Here is a 20,555-nt window from a genome sequence, read left to right as displayed (position 1 = left end):
AGAGTCGCGGCGGCGATGGTGATCACGATCGGCACGAACACACCCGAAATTCTGTCGGCCAGCCGCTGGACCTCCGCCTTGCCGGTCTGGGCAGCTTCGACCATTTTGGCCATCTGCGCCAGCAGGGGGTATTTGTTGTGTCAGTAGCCAGCCACCCATTACGCTGCGCACGAGGATTAGACTGCGGAACGCGGTGCTCACAGGGACAACGCCCGCGCATCGGCTATCGCGTTGTGAAGCCGCAGCGACATGAAACGGGGTGTATCCGTTCGCTCCCGAACATTTTTACAACCGCTCGATGACTTCGTGCCCACTGCAGTACAACAGGCCCGGCCGTCAGCACCCGGGATCGGCGCGGCGTGACCGTAAGCGGTCGCGCACGCCGATTGCTACGGCAACAGTCAAACATGCGCCGGCCGCCAGCATTAGTCCATGGTCGCCCACGCGATTGCCGATGAGCACCCCTGCTGCGGCCCCCGCCACGAACAAGACCACCGTCGTCGTTAATATGACTACCTTTTCGCTATCCGTACGATCGGCCTTCCTGCGAGCACGGCGCCCCAACAACAGACCCAGATCGGTCAGGGTACCGGTGAAATGTGTCGTACGAATCGGCATCCCCGGGACACTCGATGACATCCCGTTTTGCAGCCCGCACGCGCTCGCCGCCAGTGCCGCCCTGACGATTGGGTGCTCAATAACCGCCGCCGCCAACAGCAGCGCGGCCTCGGTCAGCAGGATCACCGCGTGACCCCGGCCCGCAAACGTCCGCGCGAAAGCTAGCACCGCACCCGCTACGCTCGCCCCGGCGAAGAAGGCCAGCACAATCGCCGCAATCATCCGCCCCTGGTAGAGGGCGGGATACGTGCTGTGCATGCCGGCCTGAGTGGTCAACGCGGTCAAATTCCCAACCGGAAAAGCCCACACCAGCAACGCCACCGAATTCACGAACCCGGCAATCCAAGCCAGCACCCCGATTAATCCCAAAGCACGCGCCGAAAGAGTCACACCCTCGGGAATCGGCGACGCCACCGTAGTCCTATCCGCTTATGATTACGAACACCAGTCTTTGTACCCTACGGGGGTATAGTATACAGGGTCTGATGATCAACGCGACGCAGCGGACAAAGTACTTCGAGACGGCTACCGGACGGGGGAGCTAGCCCACCCGCCTCGCGACGCACTATCCAGCCCTGATCGTAGGCGCTCCTCGTACTACGCCGCTTAAAAGCGCAGACGCACATGACAATTGGTTTCGACAGCCCAATGTTGGCATGCGACAAGGTCGAAAGCTGCCGCGGATCTCACGGCGGCGACGTCTGCAACACCGTGTTCGAGGCCCGGCGGTGATCGGCGCCTTCAAGGACGAGCACAATCAGACACCGGCATTCGACCCCGGGCTACCGGAAACCGTCCGAGTACGCTGCCCGGTGTAACCACACCCCCTACCCCGTGGCCATCGAGACCAGCTGAATCCGAACAACAACCTGCTCTAGAAGTGGGTGGCCTCAATGTCGGGGACTCGCCAGGCGACCATCGGCAGAAGTTCGGATCGAGAGCGATACATAAGGCGATCAGCGCGTCGCGTCGCGGTCGGTGATAGACATTCATTCCGCGCCGTTCGGACTCGACCAGGCCGCCCGCCGCAACTGTGAAAGTTGGTCGCTCACGGTCGACTCACTCAGTTCGGCGGCCGACCCGCGATCACAACTACACACCTTGCCGCCAGCCAGCCGGTAAGTAGGGACAAATAACCAGCCGAGTACGGCGAACACGATGAATTTGAAGACGGAGTCGAGGGCGACTAGCACCGCTGCGGCTTCGCGGTCGCCGCAGGCGAGGTCGTTTCAGATGATGACCATGGCGATGCAGCGGGCGAGACCGACGACGATCAGCCCGGTGCGATAGTCGGGTAGGTCTGGCAGCAGCAGCAGCCACGCCAACGCGAACATCAACGCGGGGCCGACTAGCCAGCTCAGGACCAGGAAACTGGCCAGCAGCTTGCGGTCGCCGGTCACGGTGTCCAGGCGGTCGTAGCGAACTTAGGCCAGAACGGTTACATCATGATGAGCAGACCGAGCGCGACGGGACCGGCTTGACCCGGGTCTGCGGAATGTCGTTGACTTGAACGTGATTCAGTGCGGAGTTGAGGGCGGCTGATACCCGGTGGGTGGAGACGTGACTGCGCGCCTTGGCTTGGCGCAGCCGACTGTGTTGCAGCGTTTGGGCGCGCGCCTGGAGTCCGGGGCGACCGGGGTGAGAGTGTTCAGAATTGCACGTGTGCCGCACTGGCCGGTGCGGTGCTGCTCAGTCTGACGGTGACCTCCGGCTGGGCTGGCGGCTGGTGGCTGGACCCCGTCATCGGTTTGGCGATCGCCGCTTGGTCGGTCTGGGAAGGTGTTTAAGCCTGGCGCGGTGAGGACTGCTGCTGAGAGCCGCTGCGGTTCTGGACGGCGCTACTGCATCATTTGGACGATGTAGAGACCCGCGGTGCTGATGGCAAGTACGCCAAGGGCTCGGCGCAGTGCGCGGTCGGGTAGGCGTGGTTGTAGGCGTGCTCCCAGGTAGCCGCCGACGAGTCCGCCGGCGCCGGCGAGGAGCCCGATGGTCCAGTTGGGTGCCACATGTGCTCCGGCAGTAGTGATGGCCAGGACAACGTAGGTGAGTGCCCCGGCGATCGAGGTGACGAATGTGGTGAGCAAGGCCGCAGGCGCGACGGTGGCCACCGGCAGACCGCCGGCGACCAGAATCGGGCTTAGCAGTGAACCTCCGCCGATGCCGTAGATGCCGCCGATGGCCCCTACGGTGGCCGCCAAGGCTGCTGTGAAGAGTCGTGAAGACAGCATCGGCCGAGTTGTTGCGGATCGGCGTCGAGCCGGAAGGCACAGCCAAATGCCGAGGGACAGAAGGAAACCAGCCAACAGAATCCGGAACGCGTGGCCTCCGGGCAGTAGGAGCACCCGGATGATTGCGCCAAGGATGACGCCGGGCACTGTGCCGCTCAACAGGACCGCTGTCAGCGAGTCGAGCGGCCGGACCGGGGTGCGGTAGCGGGCCAGAGCGCCCGGCACGGCGACGATGTTGAACAGCAGGTTGGTCGGTGTCACTGCAGGGCTCGGGACGTGCAGAACGGTCAGCTGGATGGGCAGCAGGAATACAGCACCCGAGACGCCGACCGGCGTCGTGAAGACCGCCACGCCCAGTCCGGCGATAAAGCTCAGGATGACAAGTTCAGCTCCGCTCACACAGGCACTTTCGCTGAACGGCACGATATTGGCCAGAGTTCCGCTCACGAGACAAAGCCAGCACATAGTTCTGCATTAAGCCCATGCATGGCGCGTCGTCACAAGCTCGGTGCGGTTGTCTCGGCCGCAAATCGGCCTCCGCTGATGGCGCGGGCGGTGTTCGGTTTAACAGCCGCGGGCGGCAATGTCGACGAGCCCGGTTCAGGTAGCGCAGAGCCTCACCGCAGCGCGCGGGAACCGACCGCTGGACGCTTGTGATTGGTTCCGCTGGCCGGTTGCGGTACCCGTTCAGCTGACCGTCGCGGCCGCGATCTTAATGTTGCGTTGGCCGAAAAACTCACGCCGCCAACAACGTTGGCTCGACGTAGGCGTCCATTTCGTCGAACTGAGCCAGCAGCTTTCTGATGGCATCCAGCTCTGCGGGAGCAGCGCCGTAGCGGTGATCGTAGAACGTAAGCCGAGTCATCACCCCAATCATCGCCGAGCACACCAGCACCGTCATCACTAGCAAGAACTGATCCATGACTGATCCCGTCGAGTTAGCGGCCTGCCCGAAGGCCGACCGGTAGAACATCTACTATCTACGTACATAAATAGTAGATGAATGAGGTTGGATTGGCTAGGAGTGCTGTCATGGTGTGTTGCAGATGCGACCGCCGCACAGCGGGTCCGCGTCGAAGCTTTGGGGCGTATCGCTGTGCGCTCCGGGTGATCCGGGCATCGTCCTTGAGGAGAGCGGAAGGCGCGGGGTCGGCCATTGGCGGGTCTTTGTGCTAACCGCGGTGACCGGCGCGGGCACCGGTGAGCGGGGCGCTGACCGGTCAAGCCGGCGGAGCGGGCTTAACGACGATTCAGGGTGAGAACGTCGTTGCCCTGTTGGGCGTGCCTGGGGCAGGGTCAGATGCCGTCACCGTCGAGGAATCCTGGGGCGACGAGGGGGGCGTCGGCCTCTGTGCGCGCTGGTGGGGACTCGATCGTGGTGAGTCCGGATGCGTGTTCGCCATCGCGCAGTCCTCGTCGGCGCGATCGGCGATCGAGATCGCCGGTCCTTTCGTTGGTGGTCATCCATGCGTGAGTGCTGTGATAGCCCTGTTCTTCGAGAGCGTCGATCAGCTGCCGACCCGAGACGCGGTGGTCATGGTGGATGACGGCCGTCCTTGTTGGCACGTCGACCTCAACGGCGCCAACGCCTGCGACAGCGGTGAGGATGGCCTTGAGTGCGTTCTGACACCGTTGCGTCGAGATGCCTGGCAGTGACAAGGTCGTGGCCGTCATGAGGTGCCGAGTGTTGCTGGCTGGGCCAGGCGTGATTGCGGCCCGGTTCAGCGGGGCGGTCACAATGGGGGTGAATTCTGCGGCCTCGACCAGTTCGTCGATGGCGGCCTGCTCCCGGCCGTACCAGACAGCCTCGACAAAGCAGGTCTGCAGGTGTCTGTGCATCGTGGCCCGGTGCACGCGGTCGAGGAGGCGCTGCGCGGTCAGCACCTGTTTCATCACGTCCACGCAGTACGCGTCGGATTCCAGCATGTGGGTGATCTCGTCTAGATGCCGCTGCACGGCGAGTACGTGGTTGAGTGCCGTGTGTGGCTTCGCCGGCGATTCCAGACTCATTTAACTCCCATTTCTTCGGTTCGAGATATCACTGATTGATCGCTCTTCGACACGATGCGATAGTGCGGGCGATCGGCACGAAGGGGTAGGCATGCTGACGCCGCCTAGCCCGCGGGGCGCTGCACAACTTCGCAGCGCGGCGGCGCTCGGGAGGGTCGCTTACACAGATGTGCGGGCGATCCTGCGCGTCGATGGCACTACTGCCCTGGCTGATACAGCGAGGGACTCGGCCGCCGTTGAGGCCGCATCCGCGGCGCGAGGGCGGCCGTCAGGGAGTCGGCGCAGACGCGCTGGGCATGGGAGCCATCCCCGGTCCCGGGGGCGCACTCGGCATGGATGACATGGGCGGCTTGTTCATCGGCATTTTCGGATCGTCCATCATTTTCTTCATGTCGGCTTCCATGGACTTGCAACAGTCCTGCGGCGCGGGGTGACCTGCGCTGGGGTGCACAAAGACCAGATAAACACCGGCAACGATGATGAACACGCCAACAGCGATGCCGGTGACAGCCAGGCTCGGGTACAGCCAGCGAGTCCACCCCCGGGTGGGGCGAGTGGCGGGTGCGGTGTCTGTCATGAATTCTCCTTCGGGAAGCGAAACACACGTTCTACTGTCCTACTAAGTAGACCAGTAGACGATCGGCGACGCAAGGTGGCACGCGGACGGCGGGGTACTCGGGGCTCGCTGCCGGCCAAATCGCTGCCAACACGCCGATTTCGCCCGCGCTGTAAGGTCTCACTTCGTCGTAGCGCGGCCGTCATGAAGATGCAGGTTCGTGGTGGCCGCGCAGCAGTGCTTGCGCGCAGGACTGGGTTCCTAGCGTCCGCGTCCTAGTTGCCGCCGGCGCCGTACGGGTGGGAGACAGATTTTCGCCAGATAGCGTTCTGCTCCAAGCGATTTGGAGCGCGCACTCTTGGCGGCAGGGGAGGGGAGAGGTCTCGTTAGAGACCGTCGCGAAACTGGTATGTCGACGCAATGGTCTCGTCGGGTCGCGGTGTGGCGTACAGCACGACGATCTCGTCGTGGTATGGAGCATGATCGCGGCGGGGTTTCCTTGTCGCCGTGTTCCGTTGACGAAGACGCGTACGGTTTTGCCGTCGCGGGCCCGCAACGCTCCAATATTGTCTTCGTTGAGGCTTACCTGCCATTCGGAAAAGAATTCGCCGAGGCTGAACTGCCGTTTGATCGGCGATTCGATGTGGATCACGCCGCTGGTGTCATGAGTGTGCAGCGGGCTGATGGTTCCACGCTGGCTGCCAATGCCGATTCCGGCCGGCACCGTCACGGGCTGACCGTTGACCAGCACGTCGAGGTGGGCGTGAATATGGTCGACGTTGCCTTCGTGACTCAACATTGGTAAGCCGGCTGCATTGACTGCCGCCGAAGCGTCTGCCGGCGCCGGCCATGGCGGGCTCGTGTTATTGCCGACAGCGACCGTGGCTGGAGCGTTCTTGATGTCGGGACCCGGATCTGGTGAACCATGTTGGCTGACGGGCGATTTGATGATAGCGAGCAAAATTAACAGCAATGTGATCGCGGCCGCGCCAGCGGCGAGCACCCACCGTATGGCTCCCGTGCGGGTGCCTGATCGGGCGCGCGCAATCGTTTTACGTCCCAAACGCTGAGACTTCGTCTCTGAAGCGGGGCTTTTTCTCGGTGCCATCTACTCGCCCTTTCGGAAGGTAGCGGTTTGTCGAGTTCGAGAGTGCAGGGGACGACAGATTAGATGTGCTGCGCGCCAGCGGGTTTCAAGCCCTCGATGGCAACTGTGCGTCGCTGCGTCGTGCCCGGATCGCCAGAAGCGAAACCGAGCTCGAGCCAAGTAGCCGAGATCCGTTAACGAGGCAGATTGCCGGATACCGGCATTTGGCCGCCACGCGTGTGATCCGAGGTGCGGTGCGCGATTGCAGGTGCGGCGTTCGCGTCATTTGCAGCACGGCATGCCGGCGCCCCACACCGCCTCCGCGCCGGTGTGGCCAATCTGCACCACCAACCATGCGGTAATCGCCGCGAAAAAGAGTGTGGCTGCTCCAGCGACCACGACCGCGCTGAGCCGGACCGCAGGGGGCAGCGCCGCCACCTCATCGAATAGCGGTGTGTAGCGTCCACCAGGCCACCATCGCCATCGTCAACATCGCTGACCACAGCACAAGCTGCCCGCCCAGCGCGGCGTGACGACTTACAATTTCGCTGCCCATCACCTGCTGCTGCAACCAGCCGCCCGCCGACGTCGTCAGCGGTATCGCTAACAGGGTGCCGGTCGCGACGAACAACGCGGCTCCACCAACACGGCGCCGCGCGGCCGGCCACACAACCATCAACACAGCAAGCAACGCGGTCAGAGGCGAAAAGATCGCGACCACATGCGCCAACAGCGGATGCGCCGGCAGGCCCCCGATTGTGTCAAGCATCGAGGCCGCCCGCATCAGCGAAAGCTGCACTTCTAGGCAACATTTCGCGTCGGCCTAGCCCGTCGCGCCGGTCATCGGCATGCTCCCGGGCATGGGCATTCCGCCCGGCATGGGTGCGCCGCCGGGCATGGGCATCCCGCCCGGCATGGGTGCGCCGCCGGGCATGGGCATCCCGCCCGGCATGGGTGCGCCGCCAGGGCTCGGCATTGCGGTAGGCATCATTTTGTCGGGTTGTTTCTTGTCACAACACATCTCGCCGGATTTAGGCTTTGCCGGTGGCGGCGGATCATCGGGGTGAGGGGCCGAGACCGCGACTGGGCGCGGCGCGAAAATCGGCGACGACGTCGCCCAGGCTCCGAGGAAGAACGTCGCCACGGCGATACTTGCGATGGCCAGGACTGCCGCGATGACACGCTTGCGCTCGCGAAGGCGGCTACCCACTTCGCCGAAAAATCCCATTACCGAGTCCTTTCAATCGAGTAAGCGACGCTTGTCCGCCGGACGTCATCGTCAATGCGCGCCGCCGGTGTCTACGGCCTTCGTACGTAGATAGTAGAACGGTGTGGCAGGGACGGCAACTGCGCGTGAGGTGACAGCGACCGCCGTCAGGGACCGGCTCGGCGTTGGCGTGCCCGCCCGGCCGCAACAAGCTAGCGTCGTCGCTGCACCTGGTCTACTATCGTGATACGTAGATGGAGATAGGTTCATCGCCGACCGACGACCGTCGTCCATGAACCGAACACGTAGGCAAATGAACTCAGTGATAGGCAGCAAGGGAGACCAGCGATGCGGATTCGAGGTTTCGGCGAACTCGAGGCCGTCGTCATGGATCGTCTATGGGGTCGTGACCCTGGCGGGGAAGCGACCTCGGTGCGCGAGGTATTCGATGAACTTTCCACCGAGCGTGTGATCGCCTACACCACCGTGATGTCCACCATGGACAACCTTCACACCAAAGGCTGGCTCACACGCGAGCGCGACGGGAAGGCCTACCGGTACCGGCCCACGCTGTCACGCGAGCAACATAGTGCTCGGTTGATGCGCGAGGCCCTCGATGGCGGCGGCAGCGCCGAATTGGTTTTGCAGCATTTCGTCGAGCAGATCGGCGCCGAGGAATCCGCGCGGCTGCGCTCGGTTCTGCGACGCCTTCCCAAGGAAACGAACCGATGATCAGCGTCGTCGTCGGGCTGCTGTTGTACAGCGTGGCGATGCTGACCGCAGCTCCGCGGTTGCTGCGTGCCTTGACCGACAGCGGAAACGCCCCAAGGCTCGGCGTCGCCACATGGTTGAGCGCGATCGGCACGGTGGTGCTTTCCTGGGTAGCGACCGCGGTGCTGGTCATCATCGGCGCGGTGACTCACTGGACTCATCCACGCACGGTGGCCGCCTCCTGCTTGGCCCGCCTGCAGCACACGATTAGCGGTGATGCCGGGACCGCGCCGCAGATCGCGCTGATCCTCATCTCCGCGGCAGCCATCGCAGCAGCCGCCTACACCGGCATGCGGCTGACCACCGCCGTACTCGGAATACGCTCTCGCGCATACGAGCACGCCAGCGCAGTGCGCCTGGTCGGTCACCACACCGGCGAAGCCGACGTGGTGATGATCGACGCCGCCAAACCGGCCGCTTACTGCGTCGCGGGCAGACCACCGGCCATCGTCGTCACCAGCGCGGCGCGAGTCGCCCTCGACGATCGCCAAATGGCTGCGGTCCTGGCCCACGAACGGGCCCACCTCGCCGGCCATCATTCCGCGATCGTCAGCACGCTACGAGCCCTGGCGGGGGCGTTTCCCCGCCTGAGCCTCATAACGGAAGGGGCGCGACAGGTAGCACGACTGTTGGAAATGTGCGCCGATGACGTTGCGGCGCGCCGACACAGCAGCCGCGCCTTGCTCACCGGGCTCGTCGCGTTAACCGCGGCGGCCCCGGCTGAAGCTCTCTCGGCAGCCGATCTGGCCGTGTTGGCGCGAGCCGAGCGCCTGGCCGCACCGGCGCAGCCGTCGGTCAAAGTCAAGACCCGAGTTGTACTGGCCAGCGTCATCGCCATGATGGCCGCCGCACCGCTGATCGCCATCTCCGACTGCATCTGGCGTTCGCATATCTGGGGTCCAGGCATGGGCTCGGACGGCAACACGGCCGCAGGAGAACCCCTCATGCCGTATGCACCGTCAACGACTATGAGGCACAGTCAATCTGGAAAGGTAATGTCGATGATGATGATGAATCACGGTCACTGGGGATGGGGCGGCTGGCTGCTCACCACCGGGACAACGATCGTGTTTTGGGCGCTGGTGATCACTGCTGTGGCGCTGCTCGCCCGATACCTGCTCTCCCTGCCACAGCGGACGCCCACGGCTCGTGCCGCCGCAGCCATGAACGCAGAACACACACTCGCCGAGCGCTACGCCCGCGGAGAGATCGATGACGACGAATACCAACGGCGCCTCGGACTGCTGCGCGAAAACACGGCCTCAAGCACGCAGGCATAAGCGAACCCGATCAACTCGCCGCCCAGTATTCGGGCAGCGACCTCGATCGTGAACTCAAATGGGAGCATGCGACAGTCATCAAAGTACCGTTCAGGCGGTCGCACGGGGTGTCGACTCAACAATGGGACAGGCGTCTGGACGTGAATGGCTCCGGCATGTCCGGAGTCTCCGGACATGCCGGGGCGATTCAGTTGGATACCGGAGCAAACTTCTGTGTTGTTCGGTCTCTTGGCCACGGATTTGGACACGAAACACGGCGGGACTCATGCGAACAAGCGGAATGCAGTGAGACAGGTTAGACAGCAATAAGACGCTGATCTGCGGCTATGAGACCGGGCGCACCGGGGGAGACCGCGACCGGTTAGCTCATAACCCAGAGGTCGCAGGTTCGAATCCTGTCCCCGCTACCAAGAAGAAACGGCCCCCGGAGATCACTCCGGGGGCCGTTTCGATTCCGTGTGGGAAACACGTTCGGCGACATTCGCGAACCTGACGAGTCGTTGTCGCGGTAGTCGCCGACAAGCAAGGCTGCTCTAGGCGACTTCCGCCGGCGCCAGGAACCAGGCGTACGGCTAAATGCACGTTGTGCTTCAACCGTCTGGTGACAACCAGCCGATGCGTACCGCAGTTGGCTTCCTATGCCTTTTACATGACCATAAGGACGTTCTAGTCCCTTTTTGATTATCTCAGGTATTCTCAGGTTGTTCGACCCAGCAAGATCGAGTGTCTGGGTAATTCCGTACGCCTGCGGTACCGCCGATGCCGGCACTGACTACCAGCGGGTCCTCAACTGAGCTGCGCAAGACCACCCGCCGCAGCCGCAAGACGCCAAACATTGCGGCACAAAATCGTCGCCGCAATGGCCCTAAAAACCCGTCGGCGGTCTACGTCCCGTCAGCTCGGCGAAATCGTGCTGCGACCCGGGCGTTTCCTGACGCTCAGAACTGGAACCCATGGCTATCAACAACATTCGGGCCTTCACGCGCTTGACCGACACGGATCTGCGCGATCTGACCGCCGAGCTCGACGCCGTGCGGCTAGACATCGAGCGATCCCGCGGCGAGTGCGACGCCCGATACATCCGGCGCATCATCTACGCACAGCGGGGCCTTGAAGTCGCAGGTCGAATTCTGTCGACGCTGAGCGGCAAACGCTGGGCGTGGGTGGCCGGAGTCCTGACCTTGACGCTGGCCAAGATCATCGAAAACATGGAAATCGGGCACAACGTGATGCACGGCCAATGGGACTGGATGAACGACCCCGAGATCCATTCTGCGACATGGGAATGGGACATGGCCTCGCTCTCAAGTCATTGGAAGCAATCGCATAACGTCGACCACCACACGCACACCAACATCTTGGGCCTCGACGCCGATGTGGGATATGACCTCCTTCGCGTCACCCCCGATCAGCGCTGGTGCTGCTTCAACATCGGAAACCTGCTCTACAATCTGATCCTGGCCGTGACATTCGAGTGGGGAATCGGCACCCAGGCAATCGATCTCACGAAGCTTGCCAAATCTGGCCGTGCGCGCCACGTCACAATAAGACAAATACGGGAATGGTCAGCCAAGGCCCGCGACCAGGTAATCAAGGATTACATCGCCTTCCCCACGCTTACCTCGCTGTCACCTGCCGCCACTTTCGCATCGACGTTCACCGCGAACGCGACGGCTAATATCCTCCGCAATATCTGGGCCCACGCCGTCATCTTCTGCGGTCACTTCCCGGACGGGGCAGAGAAATTCGCCATGGCTGACGTCCACGACGAATCTCAAGGGGAGTGGTATCTGCGCCAGATAGTGGGCAGTGCGAACTTCGAAGGGGGAGCAATTCTGCGCCTGATGAGCGGCAACCTCGGCCATCAAATCGAACACCACCTCTTTCCTGATTTGCCCAGCAACCGTCTGCACGAGATCTCGGCACGGGTGAAGCAGCTGTGTGAGCTCTACGAAGTGCCCTACACCACCGGCCCGTTTCTGCTGCAATACGGCAGGACCTGGCGCACCATCGCCAAACTTTCCCTTCCTGACCGCTGGAGATTGCCGCGCCAGGGATGGCGTCGATTCAGCGCGCGAGCGTCGCGCAGGTTTGCGGACAGTGGTGGCCCCACCAGACACTGTGGTGCTGAGCTGACCGTCGGCGACGAGGGCACCCGAGTCAACGCCCGACGGGACATCCTCCGGAGTAGTCGACCTGCCAATGTTTGATGCCGTTCAACCAACCCGACCGCAAACGCTCCGGTTCGGCGAGCGCCTTCAGATCGGGCACGGCATCGGCCAGCGCGTCGAACATGAGATTGACGGTCAGCCGGGCCAGGTTCGCGCCGACGCAATAGTGCGCACCGGTACCGCCAAAGCTCAGGTGCGGGTTGGGGTTTCGCAGAATGTCGAACCGGAAGGGGTTGTCGAAGACCTCGTCGTCGAAGTTGGCCGACCGGTAGGCCAGTACGACCCGCTGTCCCTTCTTGATCTGCACCCCACCGAGTTCCACGTCGGCCAGCGCGGTCCGCTGAAACGACGTGACCGGCGTGGCCCACCGGATGATCTCGTCGGCCGCCGTTCGGGGTCGCTCCTTCTTGAACAGCTCCCACTGCTCGGGATGGTCGAGAAACGCCATCATGCCCTGGGTGATCGAGTTGCGGGTGGTCTCATTGCCGGCCACGGTCAGGGTGATCATGAACAAGCCGAACTCCTCGTCGGTGAGTTTCTGGCCGTCGATATCCGCCTTGATCAGTTTCGTCACGATGTCGTCGCCCGGGTTGTCGGCTTTGTATGCGGCCAAACGCATTCCGTAGAACACCAATTCACCGGCGGACATCAACGCCTGTGATTCCGCGAACTCGGGGTCCTCGTCGCCCACCATCTCGTTGGTCCAGTGGAACAGCTTCATGCGGTCCTCGTCGGGGACGCCGAGCAGGTTGGTGATGGCGTACATCGGTAGCTCGGAGGCGATCTGCTGGACGAAGTCACCGGTGCCCGCTGCCGTGGCCCGTTCCACGATGTCGCGGGCCGCCTCGCTCAATCCGTCGCGCAGACGCTCGACGGCGCGTGGGGTGAACCCACGGGAGATGATCTTCCGCAACCTGCTGTGCTGTGGCGCGTCCATGTTGATCATCGAAAATCGGCCCGCCTCGATCTGGCCTCGGCCCGACTCCTCGTCCGGGTAGCGCGGCACGATGCAGTTCGCGGCGCTGGAGAACACGTCGTCGCGCAGCGAGGCGGCACGCACGTCACGGTGGCGGGTGACCAGCCAGTAGCCCTGGTCGCCGAACGCTTCGGCGCCACTGCGTTGCTCGTTCCACCAGACGGGGGCGGCGCGCCGCAACTCTGCGAGTTCGTCGACCGGCAACCGCTCGGCGTAGACGTCGGGGTCCGTGAAATCGAAACCGGCAGGCAGTTCTGGTGCGGACATCGAAGCTCCTCGGGTCGGTGCTCCTGACAGGATCACATTCTCGTGCGCCCGTCATGGGTACTTTGCCCAAGAACTCTTTCTCTTCGAAATAGTCCACAGGCCGTGCGGCCGAGATTAAGCTCACGGGTTGTGGATGTCGGTCTCGACGCGCCTCAACGGGCCTGGGTCGACGAGGTGCGGTCGTTCCTGGCTGACAACGTGACCCCGGCCCTGGAGGCGGAGCTCGCCGAACACGGTCTCGAACGCCTCGGCGGTGAGGTATCCGCGTTCCGGCGCAAGGTCGGCGACAAGGGTTGGTTCGGCGTTACCTGGTCCACGGAGTACGGCGGGCTCGGCCTCGGCGCGATGCATCAGCACCTGTTGATGCGAGAGTTCGAATACCGGGGCGTGCCAGGGCCCGACCTCACGGTCACCTCGGTGGCGCCGATGATCATGCGGCACGGCACCGAGCAGAATAAGCGCGAGTTCCTGCCGCCGATAGCCGCGGGTGAATTAATCTGTGCGGTCGGCTATTCGGAGCCCGATGCCGGAACGGATCTGGCCAGCCTGCGCACCCGAGCCGTTCGTGACGGCGATCAGTGGGTGATCAATGGGGCCAAGATCTGGAACAGCGGCGCACAGCGAAGCACCCACGAATGGCTGTGCGTGCGGACCGATCCCGACGCTCGACGCCACCACGGAATCTCGGTGATCATCGTGCCACTGGACTCCGCGGGAATCGAGATCCGCCCGCTGACGGCGTGGTCGGGCTACCGCACCAACGAGGTGTTCTTCCGTGACGTCCGCGTTCCCGCAACGAATCTGATCGGCGAGGAGAACCGCGGGTGGACCTACATCACCGGTGCCCTCGACCTCGAGCGCGGCGCCCTGACCAACGCCGGCGATCTCCGGCGGGCCCTCGACGAGCTGCAGAGCCTGGCCCGGACCGCGCGCCGGGACGGCTCGGTTCCCACCGACAACCCGTCCTTCGCACGGCGTCTCGCGCAAGCCGAGGCCGATGTCGACGTCGCGACGCTGATGGGTGTGGAGGCGGCGTCGTTGCTCGACACCGGAATCGTCCCGACGGTGCAGGTGAGCGTCGAGAAGATTTTCACCAGCGAACTACGCCAGCGGATCGCCGATCTCGCCGTCGACCTACTCGGGCCCGATGGCCTGCTCGCGCACCGCTCGCACGGCGCTCCCGCCGGCGGGGTCTTCGAGCGGCTCTACCGCGCCGCTCCGTTGATGAGATTCGGCGGCGGCACCAACGAGGTCCTGCGTGACGTCATCGCGCAACGGGGCCACGGCATGCCCTCCTACGGGCGCTGATGGGCATGCGACTCCTGCCCGACGACGACGAACGGGACTTCGCGGCGAGCCTGCGCCGGTTGTTCGCGGTCGACTACGACGCGACTGCGCTGTGGAACTCGCTGGCCGCCTCGGGCGTACTCGGTCTCGTGCTGCCCGAGCAGTACGGCGGCTCGGGCGGACGTCTCACCGATCTGGGCACCTTCTGCGTCGAGGCCGGGCGCGGCCTCTGCCCGGCGATCGTGCACAGCACCATCCATGCGGGCATGGCCGTCGACGCCTTGGGCACCGCCGAGCAACGGGACGCCCTCTTACCGAGCTTCGCGTCCGGAAAGTCCAGCGCTACAACGGCATTGTGGTCGCCGGTGGATGCGAGCCTCGTCACTCCCGTGCTGCGGGCCGAACCTGCCGGAACCGACTGGGTGCTCAGCGGCTGCATCGATTTCGTGCTCGACGCCGACCGTGCCGACTACATCGTCGTCTCGGCCCGTGACGCGGGCACCGGCAGCAACATCGTTGCCGTGGTGCCCAATTCGGAGTCGCTGCGTCCGGACCCGGTGACGCTGATGGGCGGTCAGACCGCGGCGCGCCTGCACTTCGACGGCGTCAGGGTGAATGAGAGCTTGATCCTGCGCGCCGACGGAGGGGTGTCGAACGACCAGCTGCGGCGGCTCGCGAACACGGCGACGACGCTGCTCTCACTCGACCTGGTCGGTGTCGGTGAGGCGGTGTTACAGCGAACGGTGGACTACACGTTGATGCGCGAGCAGTTCGGCCGCCCGATCGCGTCGTTTCAGGCCGCGCAGCATCTCGTCGCGAACATGCACATCGCCCTCGCTGCTGCTCGGCTCGCGGCGCGGGCGGCGTTGTCATTGCTCGAAGACGGACACGTGGCAACGCGTCAGACCGCGGTGGCCCGCATGCACGCCGCCGCGGCCGCGAAGCTGGCCACCCTCGACGCGCATCAGCTGCACGGTGGCGCGGGTTACGTTGTCGACAGCGACCTGCATCGTTATTCCGAACGGGCGCGGGTGTTTTCGACGCTCGGTGGCGGTGCCGACATCGCCGCGACCTGGCTGGAGGGGGAGGACTCGTGAGCGAGGACAGTCTGATCGACGCCGACTCCGCCGCGCGGGTGGGCAGCGTGGCGGCGCGTGCGAGGGGCGACGTGGATCAACTGCAGTGGCAACGCTGGGCCGCGGCGGTGGGCGACCACAACCCGCTCTGGTTCGACGCCGACTACGCGCGCGCCAACGGCTACGTCGACGTGGTCTGCCCCCCGCTCTACCTGCAGTACGCGGTGCTCGGTGTCACGTCATTGGATGCGCTGCGCCCGGACGGATCTTCCGGGGCGGTCTCCGGTGGTCTGGCGTTTCCGCGGGCTCCGCGGCGCATGGCCGGTGGCGAGTCGACCACCTTCCACCTGCCCTGCTATCACCGCGACGAGGTGGAGATGGTGCGCACGATCGAATCGATCGTCGAAAAGCAGGGCAAGTCCGGACTTTTCGTGCTGGTGACGTGGCACACCACCTACCAGAATCAGCTCGGCCAGTTGGTGGCCGAGGCCACGACGTCGATGATCGCCCGACCGTGAGGAGGTCTCGGTGACCGCCCAGTTGTACTACGACGACGTCCAGCCCGGCGACGAGATCCGGCCGCTGCTCGTCACCGTCGATGCGACGCAGATGTTCTTCTTCAGCGCCGCCACCTACAACGGCCACCGCATCCACTACGACAAGGACTGGGCCACCACCGTCGAGGGATACGACGACGTGCTGGTGCAGGGCCCGCTGCAGTCGGCGCTGCTGGCCCGCGCGGTCACGGATTGGATCGGCGGACGCGGTCGATTGGTCCACTACTCGGTGCAGAACCGGGCGGTGGCGTACCCCGGTGAGGAACTGACCTTCGGGGGAGTGGTCACCGCCAAACGGATGCAGAGCGGGATCGGTCTGGTCGACGTCGAGATCGCCGGGCGACGCGGTGAGACCGTGTTGATGCCGGGCACCGCCACCGTCGCGTTGCCTACGCGAACCGAGGCGTCCTGATGTCGTTGCGCGGCACCGCTGCCATCGTCGGTATCGCCGAATTGCCTGCGCAACGCAAGCAGACCCGCCCCGCGCTGTTCACCATCGACCAGTACGCCGCATTGGCCGCGATGGTGATCGAGGACGCGGGCCTGGACGGCGCGATGGTCAACGGGCTCGTCTGCCACGGTATTGCGGAGTCGGAGATGTTCGCACCCGCTACTTTGAGTGAATACCTCGGTCTGCCCATCGATTTCGGCGAGCGGGTCGACCTCGGTGGTGCCACGTCGGCGGGGATGGTGTGGCGAGCGGCCGTCGCGGTGGAGTTGGGTCTCTGCGACGCGGTACTCGCCGTCGTCCCCGGCTCGACGGTGCTACCGCAGTCCCAGCGCCGACCCGCCGTCCCGCCCGCGTGGTATGGCGCGTCGAGCAACAAGTTCGGATCGCCCCAGGCCGAATACGAGATTCCGTACGGCAACGTCGGCCAGAACGCGCCCTACGCCCAGATCGCGCAGCGTTACGCCGCGCTGTACGGCTACGACCCGGGCGCGCTGGCCAAGATCGCCGTCGACCAGCGCACCAACGCCTGCGCCCATCCCGCGGCGGTGTTCCACGGAAAGCCGCTGACCGTCGACGACGTGCTGGCCAGCCCGATGATCGCCGACCCGATCCACATGCTGGAGACCGTGATGCGGGTTCAGGGCGGTGCGGGTGTGCTGATCGTCAATGCGGACCTGGCCGCGCGATCACGGCATCGTCCGGTGTGGGTCAAGGGATTCGGGGAGCACATCTCGTTCAAGACACCCACCTACGCCGACGACCTGATGGTCACGCCGGTGGCCCGCTCGTCCGCGCGGGCATTCGCGATGGCCGGCCGCACCCCGTCCGACGTCGACGTCGCATCGATCTACGACTGCTACACCATCACCGTCCTGATGAGCCTCGAAGACGCCGGGTTCTGCCGCAAAGGCGAAGGTGCAGCGTGGATCAACGAACGCGACCTGACCTTCGGTGGCGACTTTCCGTTGAACACCGCCGGCGGTCAGCTGTCCTTCGGGCAGGCGGGCATGGCCGGTGGCATGCACCACGTGGTCGACGCGGCCCGTCAGGTGATGGGGCGCAGCGCCACTGCTCAGGTGGCCGACTGCGACGTCGCGTTCGTCACCGGCACCGGCGGGATCATGAGCGAGCAGGTGGCGCTGGTACTGGAGGGTGACTGACATGTCCGAGCCCATGCCACTGCCCGAGCCGACGCCGGTGTCCGCCCCGTTCTGGCGGGCGCTGCGGGAGCACCGCATCGAGATCCAGTACAGCCCGTCGTTGGGGCGCTACGTTTTCTACCCGAGGACGCTCGCGCCCCGCACTCTCGCCGACGATCTGGAATGGCGTGAGATCGACGGCGCGGGAACGTTGTTCACCTACACCGTCGCCGACCGCCCGACCGGACCCCCGTGGGCCGACGCCCTGCCTCAGCTGCTCGCCGTCGTCGAATGGGATGTCGGCCCCCGCGTGAGCACCGAACTCGTCGACGTCGAGCGAGCCGACATCCGCATCGGCATGCGGGTCACCCCGGTTTTTCACGACGTGCCGGGGGAGGACCTCACGCTGCTGCGTTACCGGCCCGCCTGACCATCTGTCTTAGGCTTCTTTGTGCGCTTGCGTTTAGCGGCAAGCCGATCGAGTTCGGCGAGAAGTGTGTCCGCACGGGCGCATTCGTCGGCGTAGTACTGGGCAGACCAGTTCAGCACCGCCACCGGATAGGACCACTCCGCCACCGGTGCGGCACCCTCGGCGTGGTCGAGCGCCAGCACCCGCATGCGTTCCGACTGCGCGCGGTGTGCAAGCACCATTTCGCGCAGTTTGGCCGGATCCGCGGTGTGGCCCAACCACGTTCGCAGCATGATGCCGTGTTTGAGCACGGCGGGCTCCGGCTCGGCTTCCGTGGTCCAGGCGGTCACCGCCCGCTCACCTTTCGGTGTGATGCGATAGACCCGCTTCTCCCGCTCGCCGCGCTTACGCTGCGGGTGCTTGTTCTCGTCCAACCGGGAGGCGACGAGTCCCAGCGTCTCCAACTTGTGCAGCTCGCCGTAGATCTGGCTGAACGACGGCGCCCAGTAGAAGAACTTGAGACTCCAGTCGGCCCACCGTTTCATGTCGAAGCCGGACAGCTCCTGGCCGAAGGACAGCAAGCCCAGCACCGCGTAGCTCGTCGGCCGCAGCCGGGTATGCGGGTCCGCGCGATTGTCGGCCATGGCGACACCCTAGGACAGCGGGCATTCGATGCCGGCAATATCGTGCCACCGCGTCTCTATTCCTGATAGAAACAGATATCACCGACGAGGAGCCCATGCCCGACTTTCCGCCCGCGATCCGCGAATCCCTGTGGTCGGACGTCCTCCGATTGCTTCCGGCCGATCCTGCGGAGTCGGCGTCGTGACCGCAGGGGCGGGTTACGACGTGATCGTCATCGGCGCCGGCTTTGCCGGTCTGTACGCGGTGCATCGCGCGGTGACGGCCGGCCTGACGGTTCGCGGCATCGAGGCCGCCGACGGTGTTGGCGGAACGTGGTACTGGAACCGGTACCCGGGAGCGCGGTGCGACGTCGAAAGCGTCGACTACTCATACTCCTTCGACGACGAGCTCCAGCAGGAGTGGACCTGGACCGAGCGTTTCGCGGGACAGCCAGAGATCCTGGCCTACCTCGAGCACGTCGCCGACCGATTCGATCTTCGCCGCCACTACACCTTCGGCGCCTCGGTCACTGCGGCCGCGTTCGACGCCGATTCGGCGACCTGGGAGGTGGGCACCTCGACCGGTGCGCGGCATCGGGCCGACTTCCTGTTGTGCGCCACCGGCTGTCTCTCCGCGGTCAACCGGCCCGCTCTGCCGGGTATCGAGGAGTTCGCCGGCGAGGTGTACTACACCGCCGACTGGCCGGGGGAGGCACCGGACTTCCGCGGCAAGCACGTCGGTCTCATCGGCACCGGGTCATCCGGGATTCAGGTGGCGCCGATGCTGGCCGACTCGTCGGCATCGCTGACGGTGTTCCAGCGTTCGCCGAATTACACCGTGCCGATGCCGAATCGGCCGTGGACCGACGACGACGTACGACGGCTCAAGGCGGACTACGCGGAACGCCGCCGACGATCCGCTTACGCGCCGGCCGGCACCCCGCACACCAGCCAGACGAAGCCCGCCGCCGAGACCGGTCCCGATGAACGCGCGGATGCATTGTGGCAACGGTGGTCTCAGGGTGGAGTGCTGTTCAGCAAGACGTTCCCCGACCAGCTGACCGACATCGCCGCCAACGACCTCGCGCGGGAGTTCGCCGAGGCGCGGATCAGAGAACTGGTCACCGATCCGGCGGTGGCCGATGACCTGATTCCGGTCGATCACCCGATCGGCACCAAGCGCATCTGCACCGACACCGGCTACTACCAGACCTTCAACCGCAAGCACGTCAACCTGGTGAACCTGCGCCGCGATCCGATCCTCGGCGTCACAACAGACTCGGTGCGCACGTCGACCTGTGAATACCCCTGCGACGCACTGGTTTTCGCGACCGGATTCGACGCGATGACCGGCGCGCTCACCCACATCGATCCCGTCGGACCCGACGGCGACAGACTCAGTCAGCTGTGGGCGGACGGCCCCGTGACCTTCCTCGGACTGATGATTCCCAAGCTGCCCAACCTGTTCAGTCTCAGCGGGCCGGGCAGTCCGTCGGTGTTGGCCAACATGGTGCTGCACGCCGAGGTGCAGGTCGACTGGGTGTTCGCGTTGATCACCGCGGCACGCGCGGACGGTGCCACCCAGGTCGAGGCGGGCAGCGATGCCGCCGACGCGTGGACCCGGCACGTCGCCGAGGTCGCCGAGAGCACGTTGTTCGTCCGCGCGCACTCGTCGTGGTACCTGGGCGCCAACATCGACGGCAAGAAACGGGTGTTCATGCCCTACGTCGGTGGGTTCGGGACCTACCGCGGCCACTGCGACCGGGTGGCCGAGAACGATTATGCCGGTGTCGTGTTCACCTCGACTCGACTCCGTCACCAGTGCCAGATCACATCGACAGA

At 64.6% G+C, this 20,555-nt stretch carries 19 protein-coding genes and 4 pseudogenes; 12 read left to right on the top strand and 11 right to left on the bottom strand.

Annotated features, from left to right (window positions below; translation table 11 throughout):
- Positions 1 to 336: 336 nt before the first annotated feature.
- From CYU59_RS17170 to CYU59_RS17160, 3 genes and pseudogenes are all read right to left on the bottom strand, one after another.
- Positions 337 to 987 (bottom strand): YoaK family protein, encoded by a 651-nt coding sequence (locus CYU59_RS17170; protein ID WP_292991870.1) that lies wholly within the window; start codon positions 985 to 987, stop codon positions 337 to 339.
- 549 nt (positions 988 to 1,536) lie between these two features.
- A pseudogene (locus CYU59_RS17165) lies at positions 1,537 to 1,685 on the bottom strand (helix-turn-helix domain-containing protein); the annotation flags it as partial.
- A 60-nt stretch (positions 1,686 to 1,745) separates the two neighbouring features.
- A pseudogene (locus tag CYU59_RS17160) lies at positions 1,746 to 2,089 on the bottom strand (arsenical-resistance protein); the annotation flags it as partial.
- Positions 2,090 to 2,220: 131 nt separating this feature from the next.
- Between CYU59_RS17160 and CYU59_RS17155 the strand changes: the two are divergent.
- Positions 2,221 to 2,405: pseudogene (locus CYU59_RS17155) on the top strand (hypothetical protein); the annotation flags it as partial.
- A gap of 51 nt (positions 2,406 to 2,456) precedes the next feature.
- On the opposite strand, the gene CYU59_RS17150 reads toward CYU59_RS17155, so the two are convergent.
- The 6 genes from CYU59_RS17150 to CYU59_RS17125 form a co-directional block, all read right to left on the bottom strand.
- On the bottom strand, positions 2,457 to 3,245 hold the full coding sequence (locus tag CYU59_RS17150; protein ID WP_292991842.1) for a sulfite exporter TauE/SafE family protein: 789 nt from the start codon (positions 3,243 to 3,245) through the stop codon (positions 2,457 to 2,459).
- 337 nt (positions 3,246 to 3,582) lie between these two features.
- Positions 3,583 to 3,768 carry a hypothetical protein gene (locus tag CYU59_RS17145; protein WP_292991839.1) on the bottom strand — a complete coding sequence of 62 codons (186 nt, stop codon included), beginning with the start codon at positions 3,766 to 3,768 and terminating at the stop codon, positions 3,583 to 3,585.
- Between the two features lie 374 nt (positions 3,769 to 4,142).
- Positions 4,143 to 4,856 carry a metal-sensing transcriptional repressor gene (locus CYU59_RS17140; RefSeq protein ID WP_292991836.1) on the bottom strand — a complete coding sequence of 238 codons (714 nt, stop codon included), beginning with the start codon at positions 4,854 to 4,856 and terminating at the stop codon, positions 4,143 to 4,145.
- A 268-nt stretch (positions 4,857 to 5,124) separates the two neighbouring features.
- On the bottom strand, positions 5,125 to 5,433 hold the full coding sequence (locus CYU59_RS17135) for a hypothetical protein (RefSeq protein WP_292991834.1): 309 nt from the start codon (positions 5,431 to 5,433) through the stop codon (positions 5,125 to 5,127).
- 181 nt (positions 5,434 to 5,614) lie between these two features.
- Positions 5,615 to 6,415 carry a hypothetical protein gene (locus tag CYU59_RS17130; protein ID WP_292991832.1) on the bottom strand — a complete coding sequence of 267 codons (801 nt, stop codon included), beginning with the start codon at positions 6,413 to 6,415 and terminating at the stop codon, positions 5,615 to 5,617.
- Positions 6,416 to 6,938: 523 nt separating this feature from the next.
- Positions 6,939 to 7,268, bottom strand: coding sequence for a hypothetical protein (locus CYU59_RS17125; RefSeq protein ID WP_292991830.1), 330 nt, complete (start codon positions 7,266 to 7,268; stop codon positions 6,939 to 6,941).
- Between the two features lie 91 nt (positions 7,269 to 7,359).
- On the opposite strand from CYU59_RS17125, the gene CYU59_RS17120 reads away from it, so the two are divergent.
- From CYU59_RS17120 to CYU59_RS17105, 4 genes are all read left to right on the top strand, one after another.
- On the top strand, positions 7,360 to 7,566 hold the full coding sequence (locus tag CYU59_RS17120; RefSeq protein WP_292991827.1) for a hypothetical protein: 207 nt from the start codon (positions 7,360 to 7,362) through the stop codon (positions 7,564 to 7,566).
- A gap of 488 nt (positions 7,567 to 8,054) precedes the next feature.
- Entirely contained in the window at positions 8,055 to 8,438 is a 384-nt protein-coding gene (locus CYU59_RS17115) for a BlaI/MecI/CopY family transcriptional regulator (RefSeq protein WP_292991825.1), read from the top strand.
- Positions 8,435 to 9,757, top strand: a complete 1,323-nt coding sequence (locus tag CYU59_RS17110; protein ID WP_292991822.1) for a M48 family metalloprotease — start codon at positions 8,435 to 8,437, stop codon at positions 9,755 to 9,757. The genes CYU59_RS17115 and CYU59_RS17110 overlap by 4 nt, the downstream gene beginning before the upstream one ends.
- A gap of 953 nt (positions 9,758 to 10,710) precedes the next feature.
- Positions 10,711 to 11,967: a fatty acid desaturase gene (locus CYU59_RS17105; RefSeq protein WP_292991820.1), complete on the top strand. Its 1,257-nt coding sequence runs from the start codon at positions 10,711 to 10,713 to the stop codon at positions 11,965 to 11,967.
- Here the strand turns inward: CYU59_RS17105 and CYU59_RS17100 are convergent.
- Positions 11,918 to 13,171: a cytochrome P450 gene (locus CYU59_RS17100; protein WP_292991818.1), complete on the bottom strand. Its 1,254-nt coding sequence runs from the start codon at positions 13,169 to 13,171 to the stop codon at positions 11,918 to 11,920. The genes CYU59_RS17105 and CYU59_RS17100 overlap by 50 nt on opposite strands.
- A 129-nt stretch (positions 13,172 to 13,300) precedes the next feature.
- Between CYU59_RS17100 and CYU59_RS17095 the strand changes: the two genes are divergently transcribed.
- The 6 genes from CYU59_RS17095 to CYU59_RS17070 are packed head-to-tail and all read left to right on the top strand — an operon-like array spanning position 13,301 to position 18,111.
- Positions 13,301 to 14,479: an acyl-CoA dehydrogenase family protein gene (locus CYU59_RS17095; protein ID WP_292991816.1), complete on the top strand. Its 1,179-nt coding sequence runs from the start codon at positions 13,301 to 13,303 to the stop codon at positions 14,477 to 14,479.
- Positions 14,480 to 14,484: 5 nt separating this feature from the next.
- Entirely contained in the window at positions 14,485 to 15,555 is a 1,071-nt protein-coding gene (locus CYU59_RS17090; protein ID WP_292991868.1) for an acyl-CoA dehydrogenase family protein, read from the top strand.
- On the top strand, positions 15,552 to 16,052 hold the full coding sequence (locus tag CYU59_RS17085) for a MaoC family dehydratase N-terminal domain-containing protein (RefSeq protein WP_292991814.1): 501 nt from the start codon (positions 15,552 to 15,554) through the stop codon (positions 16,050 to 16,052). The genes CYU59_RS17090 and CYU59_RS17085 overlap by 4 nt, the downstream gene beginning before the upstream one ends.
- Before the next feature lie 10 nt (positions 16,053 to 16,062).
- Entirely contained in the window at positions 16,063 to 16,503 is a 441-nt protein-coding gene (locus tag CYU59_RS17080; RefSeq protein WP_292991812.1) for a MaoC/PaaZ C-terminal domain-containing protein, read from the top strand.
- Positions 16,500 to 17,702: a thiolase family protein gene (locus CYU59_RS17075; protein WP_292991866.1), complete on the top strand. Its 1,203-nt coding sequence runs from the start codon at positions 16,500 to 16,502 to the stop codon at positions 17,700 to 17,702. The genes CYU59_RS17080 and CYU59_RS17075 overlap by 4 nt, the downstream gene beginning before the upstream one ends.
- Position 17,703: 1 nt before the next feature.
- Positions 17,704 to 18,111, top strand: a complete 408-nt coding sequence (locus CYU59_RS17070) for an OB-fold domain-containing protein (RefSeq protein ID WP_292991810.1) — start codon at positions 17,704 to 17,706, stop codon at positions 18,109 to 18,111.
- On the opposite strand, the gene CYU59_RS17065 is transcribed toward CYU59_RS17070, so the two are convergent.
- A complete protein-coding gene (locus tag CYU59_RS17065) occupies positions 18,096 to 18,734 on the bottom strand; it encodes a PadR family transcriptional regulator (RefSeq protein ID WP_292991807.1) in 639 nt (212 codons plus the stop codon). The genes CYU59_RS17070 and CYU59_RS17065 overlap by 16 nt on opposite strands.
- 181 nt (positions 18,735 to 18,915) lie before the next feature.
- Between CYU59_RS17065 and CYU59_RS17060 the strand changes: the two are divergent.
- Positions 18,916 to 20,517: pseudogene (locus tag CYU59_RS17060) on the top strand (NAD(P)/FAD-dependent oxidoreductase); the annotation flags it as partial.
- Positions 20,518 to 20,555: the final 38 nt, after the last annotated feature.

This window comes from Mycobacterium sp., assembly GCF_002863225.1.
Classification (GTDB): Bacteria; Actinomycetota; Actinomycetes; order Mycobacteriales; family Mycobacteriaceae; genus Mycobacterium.
Note: the sequence above shows the minus strand (reverse complement) of the source record. Positions and strands in the feature narration are given on the sequence as shown.